General features: G+C 51.8%; 18 protein-coding genes. 10 read left to right on the forward strand and 8 right to left on the reverse strand.

Translation table 11 applies throughout. From position 1 onward, the window contains the following. Position 1 precedes the first annotated feature (1 nt). The 4 genes from CRO08_RS08720 to CRO08_RS08735 all read right to left on the reverse strand — a co-directional run bounded on the left by CRO08_RS08720 (position 2) and on the right by CRO08_RS08735 (position 3,221). Complete coding sequence (locus CRO08_RS08720) at positions 2–1,381, reverse strand: FISUMP domain-containing protein (RefSeq protein ID WP_097035919.1); 1,380 nt, start codon at positions 1,379–1,381, stop codon at positions 2–4. A 3-nt stretch (positions 1,382–1,384) separates the two neighbouring features. Then, complete coding sequence (locus CRO08_RS08725; protein ID WP_097035920.1) at positions 1,385–1,891, reverse strand: FISUMP domain-containing protein; 507 nt, start codon at positions 1,889–1,891, stop codon at positions 1,385–1,387. Beyond that, a complete protein-coding gene (locus tag CRO08_RS08730; RefSeq protein WP_141398299.1) occupies positions 1,879–2,355 on the reverse strand; it encodes a hypothetical protein in 477 nt (158 codons plus the stop codon). Before CRO08_RS08730 ends, CRO08_RS08725 begins: the two co-directional genes overlap by 13 nt. A 458-nt stretch (positions 2,356–2,813) precedes the next feature. Then, a complete protein-coding gene (locus CRO08_RS08735; RefSeq protein WP_073115016.1) occupies positions 2,814–3,221 on the reverse strand; it encodes a glycogen-binding domain-containing protein in 408 nt (135 codons plus the stop codon). Positions 3,222–3,412: 191 nt separating this feature from the next. Here CRO08_RS08735 and rpe point away from each other — a divergent pair, with 191 nt between their 5' ends. Beyond that, positions 3,413–4,063, forward strand: coding sequence for a ribulose-phosphate 3-epimerase (gene rpe / locus CRO08_RS08740; RefSeq protein ID WP_097035922.1), 651 nt, complete (start codon positions 3,413–3,415; stop codon positions 4,061–4,063). Between the two features lie 323 nt (positions 4,064–4,386). Here rpe and CRO08_RS08745 read toward each other — a convergent pair whose 3' ends face one another. After that, positions 4,387–5,505, reverse strand: coding sequence for a hypothetical protein (locus CRO08_RS08745; RefSeq protein WP_097035923.1), 1,119 nt, complete (start codon positions 5,503–5,505; stop codon positions 4,387–4,389). Positions 5,506–5,737: 232 nt separating this feature from the next. Here CRO08_RS08745 and CRO08_RS08750 point away from each other — a divergent pair, with 232 nt between their 5' ends. The 7 genes from CRO08_RS08750 to CRO08_RS08780 all read left to right on the forward strand — a co-directional run bounded on the left by CRO08_RS08750 (position 5,738) and on the right by CRO08_RS08780 (position 17,916). After that, entirely contained in the window at positions 5,738–6,595 is an 858-nt protein-coding gene (locus tag CRO08_RS08750) for a TIGR02147 family protein (RefSeq protein ID WP_097035924.1), read from the forward strand. Further along, entirely contained in the window at positions 6,582–8,645 is a 2,064-nt protein-coding gene (locus tag CRO08_RS08755) for an FISUMP domain-containing protein (RefSeq protein WP_097035925.1), read from the forward strand. The genes CRO08_RS08750 and CRO08_RS08755 overlap by 14 nt, the downstream gene beginning before the upstream one ends. A gap of 51 nt (positions 8,646–8,696) precedes the next feature. Next, complete coding sequence (locus CRO08_RS08760; RefSeq protein ID WP_097035926.1) at positions 8,697–10,511, forward strand: DUF4153 domain-containing protein; 1,815 nt, start codon at positions 8,697–8,699, stop codon at positions 10,509–10,511. Positions 10,512–10,620: 109 nt separating this feature from the next. Next, complete coding sequence (ahcY, locus tag CRO08_RS08765) at positions 10,621–12,081, forward strand: adenosylhomocysteinase (RefSeq protein WP_097035927.1); 1,461 nt, start codon at positions 10,621–10,623, stop codon at positions 12,079–12,081. 184 nt (positions 12,082–12,265) lie between these two features. Further along, entirely contained in the window at positions 12,266–15,088 is a 2,823-nt protein-coding gene (locus tag CRO08_RS08770; protein ID WP_097035928.1) for a DEAD/DEAH box helicase family protein, read from the forward strand. Between the two features lie 6 nt (positions 15,089–15,094). Then, complete coding sequence (locus CRO08_RS08775) at positions 15,095–16,531, forward strand: class I SAM-dependent DNA methyltransferase (protein ID WP_097035929.1); 1,437 nt, start codon at positions 15,095–15,097, stop codon at positions 16,529–16,531. Further along, positions 16,528–17,916: a restriction endonuclease subunit S gene (locus CRO08_RS08780; RefSeq protein ID WP_097035930.1), complete on the forward strand. Its 1,389-nt coding sequence runs from the start codon at positions 16,528–16,530 to the stop codon at positions 17,914–17,916. Before CRO08_RS08775 ends, CRO08_RS08780 begins: the two co-directional genes overlap by 4 nt. Here the strand turns inward: CRO08_RS08780 and CRO08_RS08785 are convergent. Next, a complete protein-coding gene (locus CRO08_RS08785; protein WP_255252304.1) occupies positions 17,887–18,396 on the reverse strand; it encodes a restriction endonuclease subunit S in 510 nt (169 codons plus the stop codon). The genes CRO08_RS08780 and CRO08_RS08785 overlap by 30 nt on opposite strands. Before the next feature lie 338 nt (positions 18,397–18,734). Between CRO08_RS08785 and CRO08_RS08790 the strand changes: the two genes are divergently transcribed. After that, positions 18,735–19,295 carry a transposase gene (locus CRO08_RS08790; protein ID WP_097035932.1) on the forward strand — a complete coding sequence of 187 codons (561 nt, stop codon included), beginning with the start codon at positions 18,735–18,737 and terminating at the stop codon, positions 19,293–19,295. 2 nt (positions 19,296–19,297) lie between these two features. Here CRO08_RS08790 and CRO08_RS08795 read toward each other — a convergent pair whose 3' ends face one another. Then, entirely contained in the window at positions 19,298–20,569 is a 1,272-nt protein-coding gene (locus CRO08_RS08795; RefSeq protein ID WP_097034567.1) for an IS256 family transposase, read from the reverse strand. Between the two features lie 95 nt (positions 20,570–20,664). On the opposite strand from CRO08_RS08795, the gene CRO08_RS08800 reads away from it, so the two are divergent. After that, on the forward strand, positions 20,665–21,444 hold the full coding sequence (locus CRO08_RS08800) for a transposase (RefSeq protein ID WP_097035933.1): 780 nt from the start codon (positions 20,665–20,667) through the stop codon (positions 21,442–21,444). A gap of 201 nt (positions 21,445–21,645) precedes the next feature. On the opposite strand, the gene CRO08_RS08805 is transcribed toward CRO08_RS08800, so the two are convergent. Next, complete coding sequence (locus tag CRO08_RS08805; RefSeq protein WP_097035934.1) at positions 21,646–23,157, reverse strand: glycosyltransferase; 1,512 nt, start codon at positions 23,155–23,157, stop codon at positions 21,646–21,648. Between the last annotated feature and the right edge of the window lie 6 nt (positions 23,158–23,163).

A 23,163-nucleotide genomic window follows, 5' to 3' on the forward strand; every position in this document is an offset into this window, starting at 1 on the left:
GTTATTTCTTGAAAGAAAGGTTGCCATCCTGTACACAACGGACAGAATATGTACTCCGCTTGTCGGACTCGCCCAAACGGAGTTTATCGTCACAAAGTTCCCAGTAACTTGCAACCATGTTATTCACTTGCGTATTGCTCCAGTACCTGGCACATTCCTTCTTTTGCGGTGGAGCCTGTGTCCCGTATTCCGTGAACTTAGCCAGCCTCGCACTGAATCCGTAAAGGTCGATGCCCGGATTAGCCCACCCGCGGGCGGCCTTGAGCATGGGCGGGATAGGGGCGCCATAGCTATTAGCATTCACGAAATTCCCGAGTTCTTTCCAGTCGTCATCCGTGGGCAGGTGCCAGCCCGCCGGGCAAGACTGCACGGCACGCCTCCAATCACCGGTACCCAGATCCATCGCGCTCCATTCCTGCTTGCCGACAGTGACGCTCTTGAAAATTCTCCCACTCTTGAACGCACGGACCGTGCGGAGCGGGGCAGTGCGGTCGCCCCAAAGCATGCGGCCGTTGAACCCTCTCTTCTGGATTTCTTCCTCGTTGAAGATGGCGTAATCCTTCCACTGGATACCCGACGTGTTTATGAAACGCACTACGCCCGCCTTGTCAATGGAAAGGAGTTTCGCACCCGCAAGGATGGACTTGCCGAAAAGGAATCGGTCGTTCACGTAGTAACTGAAGCGTTCCTGCTTGGCCTGTACCACCACAATCTTGCCGCCAATAATGTCGATATAGTTACCGGCCCGCGAGACCTGCTTCTTGATTCTCTGTACGAACAGCGGCGAATAGTCCCCCTGACTCAGGACACCCTCCCCACAGGCCTCGTACCACTTGGAAAGCTGTGCTTCAATAGCCTCGCGCTTTGCCCTGTTGATTGCAAGCGCCAGGTTATACCTGATCATCGCCATTCCGTCATCGAGAGGCTCGGGAGAAACTTCGCCAATGACCGTCATTATATTGGAGACCTGGTATGTTTCCGGAGTGAGGGCAGCAGCACACGCCTCGATCATCGCACGCTTATCCGAGAGCGTGTTGGAAGCCTTGACCGCATTCAGCTTGAATTCGCCGGTGAGTTCAAAAAACTTCGCCTCGAATGCAGGGAGTTCAACCTCGTAAAAGTGCTGGCACGCCTCGTCGGGGATATCGTTCAAAAGAATCGAGCCACAGCGATTGTTCATGGCGGCGACATTATTCGCCTGTGTCCACAGGTCGTTGAAATCCTTCTGTTGCGTGGCGTCGAGATTTGCATTTTCGCGAAGGTCTTTCAAGAAGCTGATTTTTTCACCCAAGTTCTCGGACGAGGGGAGCGATATAGAGATGTCGCCTGCGAAAACGGATGCGCATGCGGCAATAAGCGTGATGGCGGTTCGTTTAAGCATGGGCTAGTCCTTTATGCAGCGCACGGCAAAGAGTTCTTTTTTCCCGGCAGCACGCGGAGCAAGGTTCGTGTAGTCGAGTTCCACGTCCCACACGAACGCGGTTTTATTATCTGCCTGCGTACTTGTCCAGAATGCGGAAAAGGCTGTTTCGTAGCAGAGCCCGTTATCGAACGTCTTGCCATCATCATGGCATGCCAGGTTCACGACATCGTTCTTCGCCTTGCGCGCACTTTCGAGAGTCGAGAATTCCTGTAGACTCGGCAGGTGAAAACCTTCGGGGCACGCGCTGTTCGCACCTTGCCAGTCATAGACCATGAAGTTGTCGGCACACTGCTGGCCATTATTACCTTGCCTGTAACATTTTGCACCTTCGACCGGCGCATTCGCGTTGTCGGTCATCCAGGTCTGTTGCCCGATAACCACAGTCTTGCCTGCGCATCCCGTAAGCGCCATACCGGCCACGAGAAGGCATGCGACAAATAGCGCCTTCAATGTCCTTATTTCCACCATTGGTTATCCCCGGATTCATCGATCATCTGGTTGCGCGCAGGCTGTGCGGGCTGTGCAGGAGCAGGTTGGGCGGGCTGCTGTGTGGGTTGCTGGTATGCGGGTTGTTGCGACGGAACGGGTTGCGGCGCAGGCTGTTGGAGTGCAGGTTGCGGCGCCGCATGTGCAGGCTGCTGTGCGGGGGGTACGTAGTGGTCCATTTCCGGGTCGTCGGGCGGGTTGTCCACAAAACGGAAGCCCTGGCGGATCATGCAGTTGTTCACAGCGCGGCCCTGCTTGTCGTCGGGCAGCATCTGCATGCTCACGTCGTATTCGCACTGGGCAAGCGCATTATCAGTTTCGTACTTGGAGTAGCCCGCCTTATACCATGCGGGAGGGTTTGTCGCGCACGAACACAGGAGGATTGCCGCAGTAGCAAGGGCGGCGCATGCAGGAACGTATCGGGAAAAACGCGCTTTGATTTCCATAGAGTCTCCGTTTTTTTTTGCGGGGAGGAAAGCGGCGAAAAAACGGAGGGCCAATCAAAGGCGGTCATTGCATAGAAAAAGGCGTGTGTTGCCAATCGATTGCTTGCAGACTGAGGCTCGGCAAAGCCATAACGCACAAACAAAAATCAACAACCCACGCCCCGAACGGGACGTGAGCGTTTGCCTATTACCTTCCGCGTTTGAATTTTGCCGATTCCAGTCAAGAAGATAATAAGAAGCAAAGCTCCATAAATCCGGACGCAGGTTACCCCGCTATGTAAGTGTAAATATAATTAAACCAAGACGTTGGCGCAATAGGGTCGCACCAGAAATGTGAGCAAACGCATCTTTACACACCATAATATGATATCTAGCAAAAAACGCCGAGCGAATGGCCCGGCGTAATTTCTATATGGATTCTATCGCGCCTTGCGCTCCAGAATGACAAAGAACGTTAATTAGACGTGCTTGATCTTGTTGTCGCCTGCGTCCCAGTTCTTGCCGTCGCACACGAACTTGTATTCGTAGTCGCCAGCGGCGAGGGAAATCTTCGCGGTCCAGAGGCCAGTCTTCTTGTCCTTCTTGAGCATGTCCTTGTCGACAGCCCAGTTGTTGAAGGAACCGGCGACGGAAACGGTCGTTGCGAGCGGGCAGTCGGCGACGAATTCGACGGCGACCTTCTTCGCGGCGGCGGCCTTCGGAGCGGCCTTCTTTTCGGCGGCCGGCTTGGCGGCAGCCTTCGGGGCAGCCTTCTTGGCGGCGGGCTTTGCACAAGCCTTAGCGCAAGCCTTCTTTTCGGCAGCCGGCTTGGCGGCGGCCTTCTTTGCGGGGGCCTTTGCGACCTTGTTTGCAGTAGTCTTAGCCATGATTTTATCTCCTAATGTTAAGTTCGGGTTCAAAGTTAGTAAAAAATAAGTTTCGTGGCTAGATGTAAAATGAAGGCGTTTTGGGGGCTGACGATGCGTATTTCCGGCTTGATGATGTTTATTTTGGGTTTGAAGAAGTGTATTTCCGGTTTGGTGATGCGCCGGGCCTTGCTTTTTGCTAATTTTGGCGCATGCTCAAACAAATTATCGCCCCCAGCGTGCTGAACGCTAACTTCCTCGAACTCGGTAACGGCCTCAAGGCCATCGAAAACGGCGGCGCAGGCCTCGTGCACCTCGACATCATGGACGGACACTTCGTGCCGAACATCAGTTTCGGTCCGGGGATTTCCGCATGCGTGGGCAAGGGCACTAAGCTCCCGCTCGATTGCCACCTGATGATCGAGAATCCCGAGAACTACGTGGGCGAATTTGCGAAGGCGGGTGCAAGCATCATCAGCGTGCACGCCGAGACAACGAACCACCTCGACCGCCTGCTGCACCAGATTAGGGAACTCGGCGTGAAGCCCGCGGTGGCCATCAACCCGGCGACCCCGCTAGAAAGCATAAAGTACGTGCTCGACATCGTGGACATGGTGCTCATCATGTCGGTGAACCCTGGCTTTGGCGGCCAGAGCCTTATCCCGTACTGCCTCGACAAGATTCGCGAACTGCGCCAGATGAAGCCGGAACTCGACATCCAGATTGACGGCGGCGTGAAGCTCGACAACATCCTCGCCTGCAAGGAAGCGGGCGCGAACGTGTTCGTGGTGGGCTCCGCGATTTTCGGGAAGAGCGACCCCGAGGCGGTGTGCCGCGAGTTCGTGAAATTAGTTAACGGGTAGCGCGGGCGCCGCGTGCGGCGCATGGACTAGGGCGGGCTCTTTTACGGCGGCCAGGCTGGTTTACGGCTGGCGGGCAGACCAAAGCAAGGATTCAAAGCCATTTGGTCTGCCGATTTTTAGTTTGTAAGCAACAATTTGGATGGTTTTACGGCTGGCGGGCAGACCAAAGCAAGGTTTCAAGGCCATTTAGTCTGCCGGTTTTTAGTTTGTATGCAACAATTTGGATGGTTTTACGGCTGGCAGGCAGACCAATGCAAGGTTTCAAGGCTATTTGGTCTGTATAAAAGGGAAATCCCCGCCTAAAGCGGGGATGCCAGCGGGTGCTAAACCGCTATTTTAAATGCGTTCAGCGGGCTTATCGCGGGGATTTTCCGCTGGGCCTGCAGGCGCGTGACGATGATACCCGGGCGCACGTGGAACGCACGTGAAAAATACTCGATGCAGCGCGGTTCCTCGAATCGCCCGCAGCAAATAATCTCGCATTCCTCGGCTTCGGTGAGCAGCAGGTTTTCCGCGATGTGCATCGCGGCAACACCCCGCAAAGGGTCGCTCGAAATTACTTTATCTGCAGTCACGAGACACGAGAGCCTCTTGCGGTTATACAGGATATGCCCCATCGCGCCGTATGCGGATTCCATGAAGTCGCCATCGCTTGCCGTACCCGTGGGCAGTTGCAGTACCGGGCGCGCCCCCTTCCAGAAGCACGCCGCACGCGGGGCTGGCGCAGCAAGGAACGCAGGCACCTGCAATACGGCGACATCGCACTTGCGAAGAGTTTCCACAAATACGCGCCGCAGTCCGGCCCTGTAAGGCACCGCATTGTTCCGCAAGAAGGCAAGGTTACGCGCAATGCACCCGCGGTCAATCTCGAAATCTGCGGGAGGGCGGCTCACCTGGAGTTCCCCGACGCGCAGCCATGCGGAATAGGCGTGCGGGTTGAGCGTATCTTGCGCAATCGCGTAGGCCTTCTGCCAGCCGGCAATACTCGCGACGCCCATGAACCTCATTACCTCGCGGGGAACGAGCCCCGATTCGTAACGCTGCGCATGCGAATTGCACGCAGTGGTCGCAGAGGCCGCGTTGTGGCCGACGGTGTGGCCGATGGCGCCCATGCCGGCGGCGCTCGCAATAAGCCCGCGCGATTCAAGTTCACGCACCGGGAAGCGACGCGCCCAAGCGATAACCTCGCGCGAGCAAAGCATGCGGTTGAATTCCCTGCGGCCCGCCTGCAATGCACGCAGTTCGCCCTTCCGGAAATTCCACAGTTCCTTCGCGGGAGTGTCAAGCAGAAACTCGATGGCCGCGGCAAGTTCCATCGTGAAGTTGTCCACAATCTTGCGGCGCGACCAGCCGACACGCAAGCACAAATCCTCTTGCGTGTAGCCCTTCGCGGCCATTGCCCGGAACATTGCCGGAGTGAAAACTTCTGTTACCATCGCCATGCCGTAAAGATACATTTTTTTAATCGCGACCCGCAACGCGACCCGAGCGAAGCCCGCAACATACATGAACGCGACCCGAGCGCAACCCCGCAACACGCCCCCGGCCCGCATATAATACACCCGCGTATCATATACGTCGCATCTTGTATCATATTTTTCAAATCACAAATTATTTTTATAAAAATTGCGGTTTTTGTTGCTTTTTCGACTGTTTTGTATTATTTTTACTCATATGAAGCCCATAACCGAGTACAGTGACTACCGTACCTACATGCGCGACTTCTACGAGGAGCGCAAGAGGGTTTCATATTTCACATGGCGCGAATTCGCAAGCCTCGCCGGTTTTGTCTCGCCGACATACCTCAAGCTGGTTTGCGACGGGGGGACGCGCCTGAGCAAGCCCGGAATAGCGAAGGTTGCGCGAGCCATGGGGTTAGAGGGGTTCGACTACACCTATTTCGGGCTGCTCGTAAAATTCGGGAACGCGAAAAGTGCCGCGGAGAAGGAGGCGGCACTTCGCGAACTCGAACAGGAGGCCAGGCTCAACAAGATACGCATCGTCGATGCCGAAGCCTTCCACTACTACGAAACGCCCGCCTGCCCCATCGTGCGCGAACTCGCCCCGATAATGCCAGGAGCGGCACCGGGCGAAATCGCAGCGAGCATCAGGAACAAGACATCGGCACTCGACGTGCAGGATGCGCTCCAGTTCCTGGTGAAGGCGGGGTTTCTCGTAAAGACGGGCAAAGGAACCTACAAGCAGACGGAAAAATCCGTGAAGGGCTCGAAAGAGGCCATCCCGCTCGCCATCCGGTCCATGAACCGCGAAATGGCGGGCCTCGCCGTGCAATCCATCGACACGGATAGCCCCGACGAGCGCAACATTACGGGCGTCACCATGGGAATTGACGAGGCCGCCTACGCCCGAATCGTAGAAACGATAAACGACTGCCGCAAGAAGATTATCAACATCGCGCGCGAATGCGAGAACATCAACCAGGTGTATCGCGTGAACCTGCAGCTTTTCCCGCTTTCGGACAAAGTAAATAATAGGGTTGTAAAAAAGGAGACGAGCAATGAGCAAGATTAAGCTAATTCTACCCGCATGCTTCATTGCGTTTTTCGCCTGCTCCTGCTCGGAGAAGGTGACGGGCACCACCGAAGACGATAATACGGTCATCGCGCAGGGCGAAAGCTCCTCGAGCGAAGTCGTCGGCGAACCCGAGCCGGGCGAACCGGAATCCTCGAGTTCCGCGAGCAAAACTCCGAACAACCCAGAAACCATCGAACAGCACATCTACGCCATCATCGACACCAACACACGCGACATACTAATCGGTGGTGAATACGGTGGCATAGGCGGGGTCGGCTGCGGTGGCATAGGCGGCATAGACACCGCCACGACAAGCACCACGCTGAACCTCATCACGCTCGACAGCGTCCTTGCGGGCCGTATCGAGGTACTCACCCAGGGCGGAATGTCCAAAGACGCAGCAGATACCACCGCCAAGTGGGAACTGCTCAGCGCCATCGGCGTAGACAGCATACTCCGCGAGCACCCGGGCGTCGATACAAAGTTCATCGACTATGCGCTTGACTACATTTTCGGAGGGACCACGAAATCCGAGTTCTTCAAGGAAGTGGAAGAAACATTCGCGAGGACCGGCACCCTCGAGAAAAAACATTATTGCAACTTTAGCGACCTGTTTCAATTCCGGAAAAACGACGTTTCCACCATATATTCGGCAAGTGCATTCCCCAACTACATCCTCTACGACAATACGGCGTACACACCCAAGGGATGTGCTGGAGGCTTTTCGCGCCCCATACCCAAGTTCATCGTGAACAACGTTGCACGTAAGTGCTTTGACATTCCCTATTGCACTACCGACCTGAAGGATTCCATCCGCATCGGAGAATACAAAACTGATACCATTGGCATCGGGAATATCCGCTTTATATGCCGCAAAACCGGCTGGGACATCCCCACCGACAAAGAGGTCTACACGTACAATCAACCCTGCAACAGGGAAGGCAAGTACATCTTATACGGGGGCAAGCCCATCAGCAAATCATTTGTATGCAGTCTCGACTCGGGCTGGTACGAAGCAGAAACCATCGATGCGGAAACCTTCGACGTGCCCTGCGACAAGCACGGCAAACTATACATAAGCCCGAATAACCCGGCCAAAACCTATGTGTGCCGCAAGGAACACTTCTGCAGGAGTTACGACTTCTACAATGCTGACGCCCCCTGCATGGACGAAGGCTGGGATTACGCGAACCAGAACGACATCGAAATGTCAAAGACGGAATGCACTACCGACGGGCAGACGCAACAGAGCGAAATAGACCCGAACATGTACTACGTTTGCCAGGACGGGAGATGGAGCGAGTTCTACAACAGGCCCTGCGATACCGACAACCAACGCATCAAAATCGTCAACGAAAAAGTCTGGACAAACTTCACCGAATACATCTGCTACAACAAGACATGGCGCCCCACGTACGAATGGCATACCGAGTACCCGGCGGAATACTACTTTAACCCCGAAATTGATTACGGAAGTTTCAAGGACCCGCGCGACAACTACGTCTATCACACGATAGAATACAAGGGCCGCACATGGATTGCAGAGAACATGAAGTACGCCGGATTTACCGAAAGCGAACTCGCGAAGGAAACCCGATGCCTCGATGACAGTTGCAAGAATATCGGAAGGTACTACAGCGTGAACGTCGCGGGCAAGGTATGCCCCGAAGGGTGGAACCTCCCCGATTCCAGCGACATACTCACGCTCGGGACAAGGCAACCGGAAACCCCGCACAACATTTCGCAACTGGGCGGCACAGGGAGCAGTTATTCAGCGCCCGACACCTACGGACTGAGCTTTATACTGAGCGGGAGAATCATCGATACCGACCAACCCTATTCGCCCTGGCAAGGATACACCGCCCTCTTATGGATGAACGAGACAAACGAAAAAGGAGAACGGCTTATCGCTGATATCAGTTATTACGAAATTGAATTCTGGGGATACTACACCGATCCGCAAACCTACCGGAATACCTACCCCGATACGGACCCGACGGCATTCACCGACCAGACCTTCCTCGCGGTGCGCTGCGTGAAGAAGTAACGCGGTTTTGCCCCGCCACGGCAATGCAGGACAAAGTATTATATTTAAGATATGGTACTTGAAGCTTTCAAAAAATACCCGAGCCAGATTTCGAGCGCGTTCAGGCGGTTCCCCGTCGCATCGGCACTCGCCCTCTTCACCTTCTTCGCGCTTGTTTACAGCACGGAACATACAGAAATCTTTGAAAGACTCGCCGGAATGAGATTCCTCGCATGGCTCGGCATCTACCCTATCGCAGCGATGCTCATTTCCCTCACGACATCGCTCGTGCAGGAATCCCTGAAAAACGAAAGCAAGTTGCCGCAGGCAATCTCGGGCGCAGCATGGCTCGTATTCTCACTATTCCTGACTTTCGCCTTCTCGATGGATGTTTCCTGGGCGAACTACTACCTTGTCGCGACCGCCAGCTTCATCTATATAACCGCCACGCTCAGCATATTTATCGCCCCGTTCTGGAAAAACAAAGACGAAAACGCATTCTGGATTTTCCTGTTCAAAAACCTCAAGGCGCTAGTTGTCGCCGCGCTCGTCACAGCACTCCTGCTCGCATCCGTAGAAGCGCTCGTCTTCTGTTTTGGTGCACTTTTCGAACATGAATTCGATGAGAAGGTGTATTTCTACATTTTCTACTTCTGCGCGAGCACCGTCTTCCCCATACTCTACTTCAGCGGCATCCCTTCCATCGAGGAATGCCACAGCGAAACACCCGCGCTGAACAAGTTCGCTACGAGCACCATCCGGTTCCTCTTCGTGCCGGTGCTTTCGCTCGCCATACTCCTGTTCTACGCCTACATCGTCAAGTTCATCGTGCTGTGGGACATGCCGCAGGGAATGGTTTCGTATTTCGTCTCGGGATTCATGCTGTACATGCTCGCGCTCGTCACCGTCCTGTACCCCACGCGCCTTGCTCCCGGCAACACGTTCGAGAAAAAACTCCTCAAGGTTTTCCCCGCAGCGTGCATTCCGCTCGTGGCCATGATGTCCGTCGGCCTTATCCGCAGAATCAGCGACTACGGCATCTCGGCAGAACGCATCTACGCCCTCAGCATCAACATCTTCTTCTACATCATCATCGCGGTCTTCCTCATCGACAAAATCAAGTGCAAGTCGCGCTACATCGCCGTCATATTCTGCGCGATATTCTTCGTCATCACCGACACGCCGCTGAGCGCATACAGCATTTCGCAGCGCGTCTGGATGGGGAGCATCAGGGAAGCCCTTGCCGAAGCGGGCTACACGGAGTTCCCGCTCAGCAAGGATGACGCCCGGAAATTCGTTATCGACCTGCGGAAAAAAGACGACGAAAACTCGAAGCTACTTGTTTCGCGAATGCTCGAGCTTGCCGAAGCACACAACCCGGAATTCACCGAATACCTCCCCATCACAGGATACGACTACGCATTCACCAACGACCTCACCGAAGACGTATGTTGCGGGGAGGGTTCGGACAGCACCGGCGAAGAACCGTTCGACCAGTTCGAGGTCAGCATAGAGTACCCCGACAAGGCGCTACTCCAGGTGCCCCGCGGCACAAAGGGCGCCGTCGCCATAGACCATTACTTCAACAACGAGTTCGAATTCACGGGCGACACGCTCACCTTCCGGATTTCGCTGAAAGAAGACAGTGGCTGCAGTTGCAACAGCGACGAGAGTGACGCATGCCCCGACAGCACCGCAGGCCCGGCAGGCGAAAGCGCAACCAGGACCGTCTACAGCTTCACCGTCGACAGGCAAGCGCTCAAGCAGGACTCCACAAGGCAAATCAAGACCGACGGGGCTGCAATCGCGATAAGCTACCTGCATGCGGAAGAAGAGTCGAAAAGCAGCAAGTCCCTACGAATTAAGGGAATATTGTTTACGGAATAAGTCCTCCTGTCACCCTGGAGCCGAAGGCGATAGGGTCCATGTCCACATATCTATAGTTGACGCGGAATATGCATAAAACTATATTTATGCATAAATAAGGAACATAACCATGGAATACAAAATTAAGGATATCAACCTTGCTGTGGAAGGCCGCAAGGAACTCGACCTCGCCGAAACCGAAATGCCGGGCCTCATGGCTCTCCGCAAGGAATACGCAGGCAAGAAGCCGCTCGCGGGCGCCCGTATTATGGGTAGCCTCCACATGACCGTGCAGACCGCCATCCTCATCGAGACGCTCGTGGACCTCGGTGCCGACGTGCGCTGGGTGAGCTGCAATATCTTCAGCACGCAGGACAACGCTGCCGCCGCCGTCGTGGTCGGCAAGAAGGGTACTGTGGAAAATCCGCAGGGCGTGCCCGTGTTCGCCTGGAAGGGCGAAACGCTGGAAGAATACTGGGAAAACACCGCCCGCGCCCTCGTGTGGCCCGACGGCAAGACCGCAGACCTCATCGTGGATGACGGCGGCGATGCCACCATGCTCGTGACTTGCGGCGCAGAATTCGAAGATGCCGGCAAGGTGCCCGAATTCAACCCGGCTACCGACAGCGAAGAATGGGGCGTATTCCTCGCCACCTGCAAGAAGATTTTCGAGAAGGACCCGAAGCAGTGGACCCGCGCCCGCGAAGCTCTCCGCGGCGTTTCTGAAGAAACCACGACCGGCGTGCATCGCCTTTACCAGATGGCCCAGGCCGGCCGCCTGAAGTTCCCAGCCATCAACGTGAACGATTCCGTGACCAAGTCCAAGTTCGACAACCTCTACGGCTGCCGCCATTCCCTCATCGACGGCATCAACCGCGCCACCGACGTGATGATGGCCGGCAAGATTGCAGTCGTGTGCGGCTACGGCGACGTGGGTAAGGGCTGCGCCCAGTCCCTGCGTGGTCAGGGCGCTCGCGTGATCATCACCGAAATCGACCCGATTTGCGCACTTCAGGCCGCCATGGAAGGCTACGAAGTCAAGACCCTCGACGAAGTGGTTAGCTACGCCGACATCTTCGTGACCACCACCGGCAACACCGGCATCATCAGCGCCGCGCAGATGGGCAAGATGAAGCACCGCGCCATCGTCGGTAACATCGGCCACTTCGACAACGAAATCGACATGGCCGGCCTCAAGAAGATTCCGGGCATCGTCCGCAACGAAATCAAGCCGCAGTACGACGAATGGATTTTCCCCGACGGCCACAGCATCCTCGTGCTCGCCGAAGGCCGCCTGCTGAACCTCGGCTGCGCTACCGGTCACCCGAGCTTCGTGATGAGCGCAAGCTTCACGAACCAGACCATCGCGCAGATTGACCTGTGGCTCAATGCGCAGGGCAAGCAGACCGTCGCCGGCATCAAGTACGAAAGCGGTGTCGTGTACACGCTCCCGAAGATCCTCGACGAGAAGGTCGCACGCCTCCACTTGGAAAAGCTCGGCGTTCACCTGACGACCCTCACCAAGGCCCAGGCCGACTACATCGGCGTGCCCGTGGAAGGCCCGTACAAGGCTGATCACTACCGTTACTAATGAGGTCGCGCCCCCGCGCCTTACATGTCACCCCCGCCTCCGGCGGAAACATCCTCTTATAAAAGGCGCACCCCGCATTAGTGCGGGGGGCACCTTTTTACTTTCATCCCCACTTTTTTGTCATGCCCGCGCAGGCGGGCATCTCTTTTTTTAGAAAAAAAGTTATTTTAGGATTTAGAAATTCATGGATGAATTAAAGCCCGAAGAACAAGCTCGTGTTTTGATAGATGAAATGCTCGCCGCAGCCGGCTGGGCAGTTGTTCCGCGTTCTGAGTATTTGGACGTTCCGCATGCACAGGCGGTTACTGAGGCGCTGACCAAAGGGAACAACGAGGCAGACTATCTATTGTTTCTAGATGGAAAGGCTATTGGCGTTTTAGAAGCTAAGCGTGCAGAGAACTCTTTGGGGATGCATGTTGCTGAACAAACGGCGAAGTACTCCGCAGGGGCGCTTCCTTGGTACCAAACATGGACAAAACCTTTGCCATTCCTTTTCATGTGTAATGGCGACAAGTTGCTGTTCTGCGACCGAAGGGATTTCGCTGCTGGAGAGCCTCTGGAGTTCCTTCAACTTAAAAAGATGTTCACGCCGAAAGAAGTCGCAATTCGTGCAGAACTTAGTTCTGAATTTGCAAAAATGCCTGCGGTTCCCGCAGTGCAGACGAAGGCCAAAGCAGGTTTGCGCCAGTGCCAGTACGATGCAATTTGCAACTTGGAACTGAGCTTTAAGCATGGCAAGAAAAAGGCTTTGATTGTCCTTGCAACGGGTGCTGGTAAAACATTCACCGCATGCACAGCGGCGTATCGTTTGCTCAATTATACCCCGGCAAAAAAAGTCTTGTTCCTGGTGGACCGCAACAACCTTGGCAAACAAGCCGAAGGCGAGTTCGGTACATACAAGCTTACGGAAACAGGAATTCCGTTTAGCGATGAGTATGTCGTTCAGCGTCTCCACAACGTGAAGGATATCGAAAAGTCCCATGTGGTGATATCTACCATTCAGCGTCTTTATGCTGTTTTGACCGGGCAAACCTTTGTTGATACCGACGATGACGAATCAGAACTTGATGGCGACTCAACAAACGATCAGTCCTCCGTAAGCATTGAACTTCCGCAAGATTTGAAGGTTGCAAGAGATACCTTCGATTTGATTATTGTGGATGAATGTCATCGCTCCATTTATGGCAAATGGAAACAGGTGCTCGATTATTTCAATACGGCTCGTGTTGTTGGATTGACTGCTACTCCGACCGAAGAAGCTTACGCGTTCTTCAACAAGAATACGGTGGTAGAATACACCCTCGAAGATTCTATCCGCGATGGCGTGAACGTACCCCCGCGTGTATTCCGCATCAAGACTTTAGTCAGTTCGCAGGGCGGGACAATCGGTCAGGGCGAACACGTAGAGCGCATTACGCTTTTGAATGGTTCCAAGCAAAAGAAAATTCAGAAAGAGGACCAAAAGTACGAAAGTACCGAACTGGACCGCAGTGTCGTGAACCCGGCACAGATTAGGCTCGTAGTTGACTCCTTTAAGCAAGCCATTTATTCGTCGCTTTACCCGGAACGTTTGAGCGATGACCCTGTCCGCAATTGGAAATATATTCCCAAGACGCTTTTCTTTGCAAAGACCGACAGCCACGCCGACAACATCGTTGATGCCCTCAAGCAGTCCTTTGCCGTTGAATTTGAAAAGGTGGGGCTCAAGCTCCCCGAAAAGTTCGTGCAGAAGATTACATGCAAGGCAGGAAATTCCAATCAGCTGATTTCCGATTTCAGGAACGAGAAGGAATTTCGCATTGCGGTGACGGTGACGCTTGTGGCGACCGGTACGGATGTGAAACCTTTGGAAGTCCTTGTGTTCATGCGCGATATCAATTCCGCCGTACTTTACACGCAGATGAAAGGTCGCGGTTGCCGAACGATGGACGATGACAAGTTCCAGCTTGCAACTCCGAACGGAACGAGCAAGGATTGTTTCTACTTAGTCGATGCGGTTGGCGTTACCGAACACGAAATGAAACTTCCGGGTGCGACAAGCGATGCGGAATTTCACAAAACCTTGGGACTCGAAAGGTTGATGGAACGCCTGGCCCATGGCGAAGTTCCTGATGAGCACTTGAATTTGTTTGCGGGTTATCTCTCGAAAATAAACAACAAGGCAGAACAGGAAGATTTGAGCGAAGTTAACAAGTTGCTGGCTCCGACATCCCTGTATTTCTTTGTAAGTCGAATTTACGACGCCCTCACAGGTAAGAACGAATTCTCGACGCATCCTTTACCGGAATACAAGGACATCAACGACGCTAACATTGAACGCAGGGAGTTGATTTCTGCGGTCATCAACAATGTCAAGGTTCGTAAGGTTCTCCTTGAAATCAACCGTGGCTTTATCAAGATTCAGCATGAAGGCACTGATAGTCTAGTTTACTCCGGTTTCAGCATTGATGAATCTAAAAAGTATGCGGAAATCTTTAAGGATTTTATTGAGCAGAATCGTGATGAAGTGGAAGCTCTGCGCATTATCTACAACAGCGAAGATGTTGCCATTACCTACGAAATGCTCTCGGATTTGAAGCGCAAACTCGAAAAGTTCAATCCGATGCTGAACGAGAAGAATCTTTGGACTTGCTACAAGACATTGTCCGTGAATAAAGTGGGTAAGGCCGGAAAAGTAAAGGACCTAGAAAAGGACGAAGTTGGCCTTTTGACGAACCTTATACAGTTGGTGCGTTACGCTTTGGGGCAAAAAGAGTCGCTTTATTCATTGCAAAGCACTTCTGCCAGCCTTTTTGAATTATATTGCGGTCAAAATCAACGCGTGTTAAACGAAGATCAAAAGCAGGTGCTTAAGAGGATTGCTCAATATGTTGTGCAGAACGGTTGCGTCTCGGCGCCAATCCTGATGCAGTATGAGAAACCTCTATTCTTACAGGCGGCAAAACTCTTCGGCCCGCAAAATGTTAATACCGAAATCCAGAACCTGACAAAGTTCATGTTCCAGTAGAGAAAGATGAAAAAACAGATTGAAGTAAAATCCGAAACGACATTGACAAAAAAGGTCTGGAATATGGCCGATGTGCTGGCGGCTGCCGGCGTGGGCTTTACCGACTACATTATCCAGCTGACTTACTTGTTGTTCCTGAAGATGGATGCAGAAAAGGAATCCTACGGATTGGGTAGTGCTATTCCCAAGGGCAACCGCTGGAAAGATTTGCTTTCTCTTGACGGTCCGGATTTGCAGGCGAAATACGAAAAAATTCTTGAAACGCTCAAATCCAAAGACGGTCTGATTGGTGCAATCTTTACCGAAGCGCAGAACAAGATTCAAAAGCCCGCCATGCTTAAAAAGCTCATCAACATGATTGATGAAGAAAACTGGTTCAGCATGGAAGGCGATATCAAGGGTGCTATTTACGAAAGTATTCTTGAAAAGAACGGCCAAGATAAAAAGAGCGGTGCAGGGCAGTATTTTACTCCGCGTCCGCTTATTAACGCCATGGTCGATGTCGTGGCTCCGAGAATTACGGAAACCGTTGCAGACCCTGCTTGTGGAACGGGTGGCTTTTTGCTTGCCGCATACGATTACATGAAGCGCCAGAGCAACGATATCGAAAAGTTGAAGTTCCTGCAGACAAAGGCTCTTAGCGGTAATGACATCACGCCTTTGGTGGTGACCTTGGCGAGCATGAACCTTTATTTGCATGATGTCAGCCCGGATACGACTCCTGTCAAGTGCGTTGATTCCTTGGAACACGAACCTGAACATTTGGTGGATGTTATTTTGGCGAATCCGCCTTTCGGAACGCGTCCGGCAGGTAGCGTGGATATTACCACCATGCGCACCGATTTGATTGTCACGACGACCAACAATCAGCTGAACTTTTTGCAGCACATGATGTTGATGCTCAAGGATGGTGGCCGTGCGGGCGTGGTGTTGCCGGATAACGTTCTCTTTGCAGATGGTGCGGGTGAAACGCTCCGCAAAAAACTTTTGACCGAGTTCAACCTCCACACAATCCTCAGGCTCCCCACGGGAATTTTCTACGCGAACGGCGTTAAGGCAAATGTGCTATTCTTTGTCAAAGGAAGCCCCACCAAGGAAACTTGGTTCTATGATTACCGTACAGGCGTCAAACACACGCTTGCGACAAGACCCCTGAAACGCAGCGATCTTGATGATTTTGTGAGTTGCTACAATGCAAAGAATATCGCTAAACGCAAAGAAACTTGGAGCGAAGAAAACCCGACCGGGCGTTGGCGCAAGTATAGTGTCAAGGAACTCCTGGCCCGCGACAAGACGAGCCTCGACATAACTTGGATTAAGGACAAGGACGATATCGAAGACGTAACGCTTGCCGACCTTTTGACAAACATCAAGGACGAAGCGAAGGAAATTGCCGCCCACTCCGAAAAACTCGCCAAGATGCTCAAGGGAATCGACGGATGAACACGAAACTCCTGAAGCAAAAAATCCTTGACCTCGCCATTCGCGGAAAACTCACGCAGCAACTCAAAAGCGACGGCACCGCTCGTGAACTGTTAGAACAGATTTCTTTGAAGGTCTCGTCATCCTCCTCTACACTGTCATCCCCGCGTAGGCGGGGATCGCCTTCTTCGTCTGCAGCAAAAACAATCATCCCCCTCGACAAAAACGAGGCGCCCTTTGAAATTCCTGCAAACTGGGAATGGGTGAGGATTGGTGATATTTTTAATTTGCAAGCTGGAAAGAATATTGCCGCAGGATTGATTAGCAGTACATGTGAAGATGGTTATTATCCTTGTTTTGGAGGAAATGGATTAAGAGGTTTTGTATCGTGTTTCAATAGAGAAGGTGATTATCCTTTAATTGGAAGACAGGGAGCTCTTTGTGGAAACATTAATAGAGCCACAGGAAAATTTTATGCGACAGAACATGCTGTAGTTGTAGAAACGAATTCGATGATGAATGTTTCGTTGGCTTGTTTTTTTCTAACGCAACTAAATTTGAATCAGTATGCCTCATCTACGGCACAACCAGGTCTTTCTGTTGCAAAAATTAATGAAGTTCCTATCCCGCTTCCGCCCTTAGCGGAACAACAACGTATTGTCGCAAAAATTGAAGAAGCCTTCGCCGAAATCGATGCCATCGAAAAGAATAAGGAACTTCTCAAAACCCATATCAAGCAAACCCGCCAAAAAATCCTTGACCTCGCCATCCACGGCAAGCTCGTCCCCCAAAACAAAAACGACGAACCCGCCAGCGTTTTGTTAGAACGAATAACACGTGATAACCCCCATTATGAGAAGTTGACCGATATTCCCTTTGAAATCCCGGAATCGTGGGAATGGGTTAAGTTGGGGTATTTAGGTAATACCAATATAGGACTTACGTATCATCCCAACGAAATTGTTGACAACGGAATTCCTGTTTTGCGTTCAAATAATATAGTAGCAGGAAAATTAGATTTAAGCAATCTGGTATGTGTTAATTCAAAGATTCTTGACAATCAATTTCTAAATACAGGCGATATATTAATTTGTGCACGAAACGGGAGCCAATCCCTAGTCGGAAAATGTGCAATAGTTGACAAATCAGCAAAGCATTTTTCTTTCGGTGCTTTTATGGCTGTTTTTCGTAGTGAATATAATCCTTTTATATATCACTATTTAAATTCAGAATACTTTAGAGATTACATGTTTGAGGCAAATTCTACTCAAATATGTCAACTAACACAAAATATGTTGAAGAATGCGTTAATCCCATTTCCGCCATTGGCAGAGCAGAAAAGAATAGTGGATAGAATTGAAGAAATCTTTGCATCGTTAGACGAGATTTCTCTCCATTTGGTCTAGTGTAGAAAATAGTTCTTCAATCTTTGTAACAATCCGAGATTGCTCATTAAGCGGAGGTAGCGGAACCACGAGAGATAACAAATCATTGGCCGACAAGGATGTTATCCCCACACCACGTCCATTTAAGTTTCCCTTTTCTTTATTATACCTAATGACGTATAGATAAAAAACATTGCTCAAAGAAACAGATTTCGGGCGAAGTCTTGAAATATGATTTTGAAAACAAATGTCGTAATCAAAATTCCAAATAGCGGCACGCCCTACATCTCCTCCGTTGCAAAGAAGTAGATCACCTTTTTTGGCGGTACACTTATCCAACTCATCCTCTGTAAAATACATGGACCGTACTTCAGACAAGTCAAATTCGCACCAATATAAATTTGAAGTGGTGATATAGTTTCTCTGTATTCCTGTTGAATTTGCCTTTTTTAGCGCTTTGCCAGTTGTGTGAAAAAACAAATTTCCTAGCTTGCACCACACCCAATTTTGGGGTATTTCAAAAGGTTCGTCCTCTATCTTCTCATAATGGGGGTTATGCCTTACAATTTTTTTTCAAAAAAATTCCAAACCTCTTGACAAATTTTCAAAATAGTGTATATTTGTGCAGTAGTCCGTTTTTTATAGCGTGTAAACGGAGTGAGGTAGTATATGAGCAAGCAGAATGTGTCGACTTTTACCGCATCAAAATCAGCCGGCAAACTCTATTTTTCGAAGATGCCCCAAAGTTAGTTGAAATTTCTGCAACCAAAAAGAAAAAGGTGGTCTCCAACTTGTAAATTTGGTTCAGCAAAAAAACACCAAGCAAGAGGATAACCACCATGATGAAAAGTACAAAAAGAACCCCCAAACTGTCAATCGTCCGCCGCGAAGAAATCGACATTTCGACCAGTGTCGGGGTGGTTCTGGCCGACCTTGCCGAACAGGGGAAAAGCTGCCTTGACGCGCTGTCGAGGGAGATGGGCGCAAGGCTCGTGGAGGCGATACTCCTGGCCGAAAGGGAACAGCTCGGCGGTGCAGCATACCACCCCAGGAAGGGCTTCAAGAAGTGGTCCAGCCAGGGTGGTTCCGTGTACATCGCGGGTGGCAAGGCGAAGGTGCGCGTACCCAGGCTCAGGGACGAAAACGGCGAGGTCAAATCGCGTATCTACGCCCGTCTGAAAGACCCCGACGCGTTCTCCGAGCACCTGCTGCACGCATGCCTCTCAGGCCTGTCCGGGAGGCGTTACGAGGATGTGTTCTCGACTGCCGGGGAGGCGTTCGGCGTAAGCAAGTCGTCGGTGTCGCGCAAGGTCGTTGCCGCATGCACAAGGAAACTGAAGGAACTGAACGAGGAATTTGTCCCTTTTTTAGTTGAAAATCCAGGTCTCCAACTGGTGTAAATCTAGGCTATTAGCGCTTCATTGTCAAGTAATTTCATGCTCTTTTCCCGAAGTTTTTCGACAAGTTCGGGGATTTCCGCATAGCCGTCCAACCGTCTCCAGTTCTTTTCGCGGTGGAGGACCTCAGCGGCCATCCAGCGTTTGAACATTCCAATGTCCCTGTAGCGCTTCACGTTCTTCTCGATGGCGTCGAGACCGTTGAAGGTGGACTCGATTATGTTGGTCGTTATGAGCGACTTGCGCAGGAGCGCGGGGATGCCCAGCCGGTGGACCGTAAGCAGCCTCTCGCCGCCCTCGGAAAGCGATTTGGCGGCACTCGTGTTTATGCCTTCGAGCCACTCGTGGACCTTGAGAAGTTCCCTTCTCGCGTCCTCGTAGCCCACCATCCCGATGGCGTTGTTGTAGCGCCTGTCGAACTCGGCCCGGTACATCTCGGGCAGATGGGACTCGACGTTGCGCCTCTTGTGGATCACGCAGCGCTGGTGCTTGAGGTCCTTGCCGAAGCGGTCCTTGAGGGCGCGGTTGAGGCCCGTCCCGCCGTCGGTCACGAAGATGATGTCGGGGTGCAGGGCGAGGCCCCTGCTCTCCATGTCGGAAAGGAACGAACGGCACATTTCGGTGTTTTCCGAACTGCCCTGCCAGAGGCCAAGCACGCGCTTGTAGCCTTCCGCGTCAACGCCTATGGCGGCCATCACGACCTCGCCGCAGCGATGCATTGCGTCCATGAAGACGGCAACCGCCTCGAAGTCCTCCAGCCTGCGCTCGTTCAGTTCCTTCAGTTTCCTTGTGCATGCGGCAACGACCTTGCGCGACACCGACGACTTGCTTACGCCGAACGCCTCCCCGGCAGTCGAGAACACATCCTCGTAACGCCTCCCGGACAGGCCTGAGAGGCATGCGTGCAGCAGGTGCTCGGAGAACGCGTCGGGGTCTTTCAGACGGGCGTAGATACGCGATTTGACCTCGCCGTTTTCGTCCCTGAGCCTGGGTACGCGCACCTTCGCCTTGCCACCCGCGATGTACACGGAACCACCCTGGCTGGACCACTTCTTGAAGCCCTTCCTGGGGTGGTATGCTGCACCGCCGAGCTGTTCCCTTTCGGCCAGGAGTATCGCCTCCACGAGCCTTGCGCCCATCTCCCTCGACAGCGCGTCAAGGCAGCTTTTCCCCTGTTCGGCAAGGTCGGCCAGAACCACCCCGACACTGGTCGAAATGTCGATTTCTTCGCGGCGGACGATTGACAGTTTGGGGGTTCTTTTTGTACTTTTCATCATGGTGGTTATCCTCTTGCTTGGTGTTTTTTTGCTGAACCAAATTTACAAGTTGGAGACCACCTTTTTCTTTTTGGTTGCAGAAATTTCAACTAACTTTGGGGCATCTTCTGAACGAGCGCAGGCTGGAGGACTTCGAGGCGGTTGCCGTCTTCATGGACGCAATGCATCGCTGCGGCGAGGTCGTGATGGCCGCCATAGGCGTTGACGCGGAAGGCTACAAGCGCGTGCTTGGCCTCTGGCAGGGCAGTTCGGAAAACACCGAAATGTGCCGTTCGTTCCTTTCCGACATGGAGAGCAGGGGCCTCGCCCTGCACCCCGACATCATCTTCGTGACCGACGGCGGGACGGGCCTCAACCGCGCCCTCAAGGACCGCTTCGGCAAGGACCTCAAGCACCAGCGCTGCGTGATCCACAAGAGGCGCAACGTCGAGTCCCATCTGCCCGAGATGTACCGGGCCGAGTTCGACAGGCGCTACAACAACGCCATCGGGATGGTGGGCTACGAGGACGCGAGAAGGGAACTTCTCAAGGTCCACGAGTGGCTCGAAGGCATAAACACGAGTGCCGCCAAATCGCTTTCCGAGGGCGGCGAGAGGCTGCTTACGGTCCACCGGCTGGGCATCCCCGCGCTCCTGCGCAAGTCGCTCATAACGACCAACATAATCGAGTCCACCTTCAACGGTCTCGACGCCATCGAGAAGAACGTGAAGCGCTACAGGGACATTGGAATGTTCAAACGCTGGATGGCCGCTGAGGTCCTCCACCGCGAAAAGAACTGGAGACGGTTGGACGGCTATGCGGAAATCCCCGAACTTGTCGAAAAACTTCGGGAAAAGAGCATGAAATTACTTGACAATGAAGCGCTAATAGCCTAGATTTACACCAGTTGGAGACCTGGATTTTCAACTAAAAAAGGGACAAATTCATTCCAGGAAAGAACCTATCAATGTTTGGTCTTTTTAGAAAAGAGATATGAGTCAAATTTCGCATATAAGACATATTGTCATTATTTTGTATTAGAGCATTATTAAAAAGCAGAAATCCGAATCCCTAAAATTTGATTTTTCACATCATCCTTACCACTCAAATCCATCAAGGTTCCCGTTAGTCGCGAGGTACGCTATCGCATTGGCACCGATATGGGACTCCTCCGATTTGTGAAAAACGCCACTTAACTTCTTCAAGTTCAATCGCGACTTGTAATCTTGCAGAATCTGGTTTATAAAGTAGCGCAGGCACTTGGGCTTGATATATTCCAAATGGAATCGGTTGTTTATCCCGCAATCTTCGAGCCTTAGGGCATTATCCATCTGATCCTTGCCCAGCGGCAATACGAGGAAGGGGACATCGTAATAAACGCATTCCTTGATAGTGGCCAACCCGCCATGGATAATCGCACAACTACCATCATGTTTGCCATCTGCAAGCGCACTCAAGATTGTATGTTGCGGGGCCCAACCGCAAATGGTCACATTTTCGTAATCAGAAGACAATTCTTGGACAAGCGTAGAACCAGCACAAATAATCAAATGATAACCTTTCATGTCCGATGCCTGCATAGCACCAATTATGGACTGGAACAGAATAACAGCCTTATCTTTGTAATCAAGGATTTGTGAACCAGCCGTGACAAATACAATTTTACCGAGACTTGCCAGAAATGTTGTCCATGTATCGGCCGGGCATTCATCATTAGGCAAGGCAAGTTCCTTGTTAATGCACGGTTCGACATAGTGAACCTTGGGGCCGTGCTCATAATGCGAGTAGTCAAACACCTTCGGGCAAGGGATAAACTCATCAAGATTTGTCAAGGGCAAAATGAAGTCTTCTACACTTTTTTCAGGCTCCTTCTCCAGTTCATCCGTATCAACATCTTCGGGCATCACTATATTCAGGAGCATTCTCTGTTGGTAGTCATTGAAACCATTTAGATTTTGCAACACCCTGGTAGCAGAGTCTTCACTCGGATGCCGCAAGTAAGTCGTCGAAATGGCGAATTTCATCTCCCTCTTAAATTTATTACTGTTTTGGCTTAAATGATAAAGAATCGCTGTTTCCATTGAGGTGAAGAATCCGGAAACAATCAAATCTGGATTACGGCACTTATCCAAGCCATTTTCAAATGCATCTTTTGCACTTTCATCTAATCCCTTATAAAAATCCGGATAATAGTCATCATCAGTTTCATCATTCGTCAAAAAATTTCGTAGGGATAGTGCTTCAAAAATCTGCGACTCATTTGCGCCAGCATCTTTCATATCTTCCTCATCATCAAATCTCGCATAAACAAGACTCATAATATGGTCAGATTTCCAGCGTTCATTCGTAGTCGCCTGAACCTGTGCCGTATAACCTTCAGGATACGTTTTCGTAAAAATCGGATAATAGAAAAAATCCGTTCCGTTCGCAGCATTATAGTCATCGACAATCTGCTTGCAGTCCATTATCCCCATAAAGGCGATACTGTATAACTTTTCTCCGTCCTCTTCCAGGGAACTGAGATAATCCGCCCACGCAAGCGTCGGGAGCCAGTGGCCTTGTTCCTTGTAAACATCAGGCCAGAAAAGGATTTTTTTCTTATCAGCCATAATAAT

The sequence above is a fragment of the Fibrobacter sp. UWT3 genome (assembly GCF_900230125.1).
GTDB lineage: Bacteria > Fibrobacterota > Fibrobacteria > Fibrobacterales > Fibrobacteraceae > Fibrobacter.

Excerpts from the sequence above, each read along its gene's own strand:
- CRO08_RS08720 (WP_097035919.1), bottom strand. The coding sequence starts at position 1,381 with ATGCTTAAACGAACCGCCATCACGCTTATTGCCGCATGCGCATCCGTT.
- CRO08_RS08725 (WP_097035920.1), bottom strand. The coding sequence starts at position 1,891 with ATGGTGGAAATAAGGACATTGAAGGCGCTATTTGTCGCATGCCTTCTC.
- CRO08_RS08730 (WP_141398299.1), bottom strand. The coding sequence starts at position 2,355 with ATGGAAATCAAAGCGCGTTTTTCCCGATACGTTCCTGCATGCGCCGCC.
- CRO08_RS08735 (WP_073115016.1), bottom strand. The coding sequence starts at position 3,221 with ATGGCTAAGACTACTGCAAACAAGGTCGCAAAGGCCCCCGCAAAGAAG.
- rpe (WP_097035922.1), top strand. The coding sequence starts at position 3,413 with ATGCTCAAACAAATTATCGCCCCCAGCGTGCTGAACGCTAACTTCCTC.
- CRO08_RS08745 (WP_097035923.1), bottom strand. The coding sequence starts at position 5,505 with ATGGCGATGGTAACAGAAGTTTTCACTCCGGCAATGTTCCGGGCAATG.
- CRO08_RS08750 (WP_097035924.1), top strand. The coding sequence starts at position 5,738 with ATGAAGCCCATAACCGAGTACAGTGACTACCGTACCTACATGCGCGAC.
- CRO08_RS08755 (WP_097035925.1), top strand. The coding sequence starts at position 6,582 with ATGAGCAAGATTAAGCTAATTCTACCCGCATGCTTCATTGCGTTTTTC.
- CRO08_RS08760 (WP_097035926.1), top strand. The coding sequence starts at position 8,697 with ATGGTACTTGAAGCTTTCAAAAAATACCCGAGCCAGATTTCGAGCGCG.
- ahcY (WP_097035927.1), top strand. The coding sequence starts at position 10,621 with ATGGAATACAAAATTAAGGATATCAACCTTGCTGTGGAAGGCCGCAAG.
- CRO08_RS08770 (WP_097035928.1), top strand. The coding sequence starts at position 12,266 with ATGGATGAATTAAAGCCCGAAGAACAAGCTCGTGTTTTGATAGATGAA.
- CRO08_RS08775 (WP_097035929.1), top strand. The coding sequence starts at position 15,095 with ATGAAAAAACAGATTGAAGTAAAATCCGAAACGACATTGACAAAAAAG.
- CRO08_RS08780 (WP_097035930.1), top strand. The coding sequence starts at position 16,528 with ATGAACACGAAACTCCTGAAGCAAAAAATCCTTGACCTCGCCATTCGC.
- CRO08_RS08790 (WP_097035932.1), top strand. The coding sequence starts at position 18,735 with ATGATGAAAAGTACAAAAAGAACCCCCAAACTGTCAATCGTCCGCCGC.
- CRO08_RS08795 (WP_097034567.1), bottom strand. The coding sequence starts at position 20,569 with ATGATGAAAAGTACAAAAAGAACCCCCAAACTGTCAATCGTCCGCCGC.
- CRO08_RS08805 (WP_097035934.1), bottom strand. The coding sequence starts at position 23,157 with ATGGCTGATAAGAAAAAAATCCTTTTCTGGCCTGATGTTTACAAGGAA.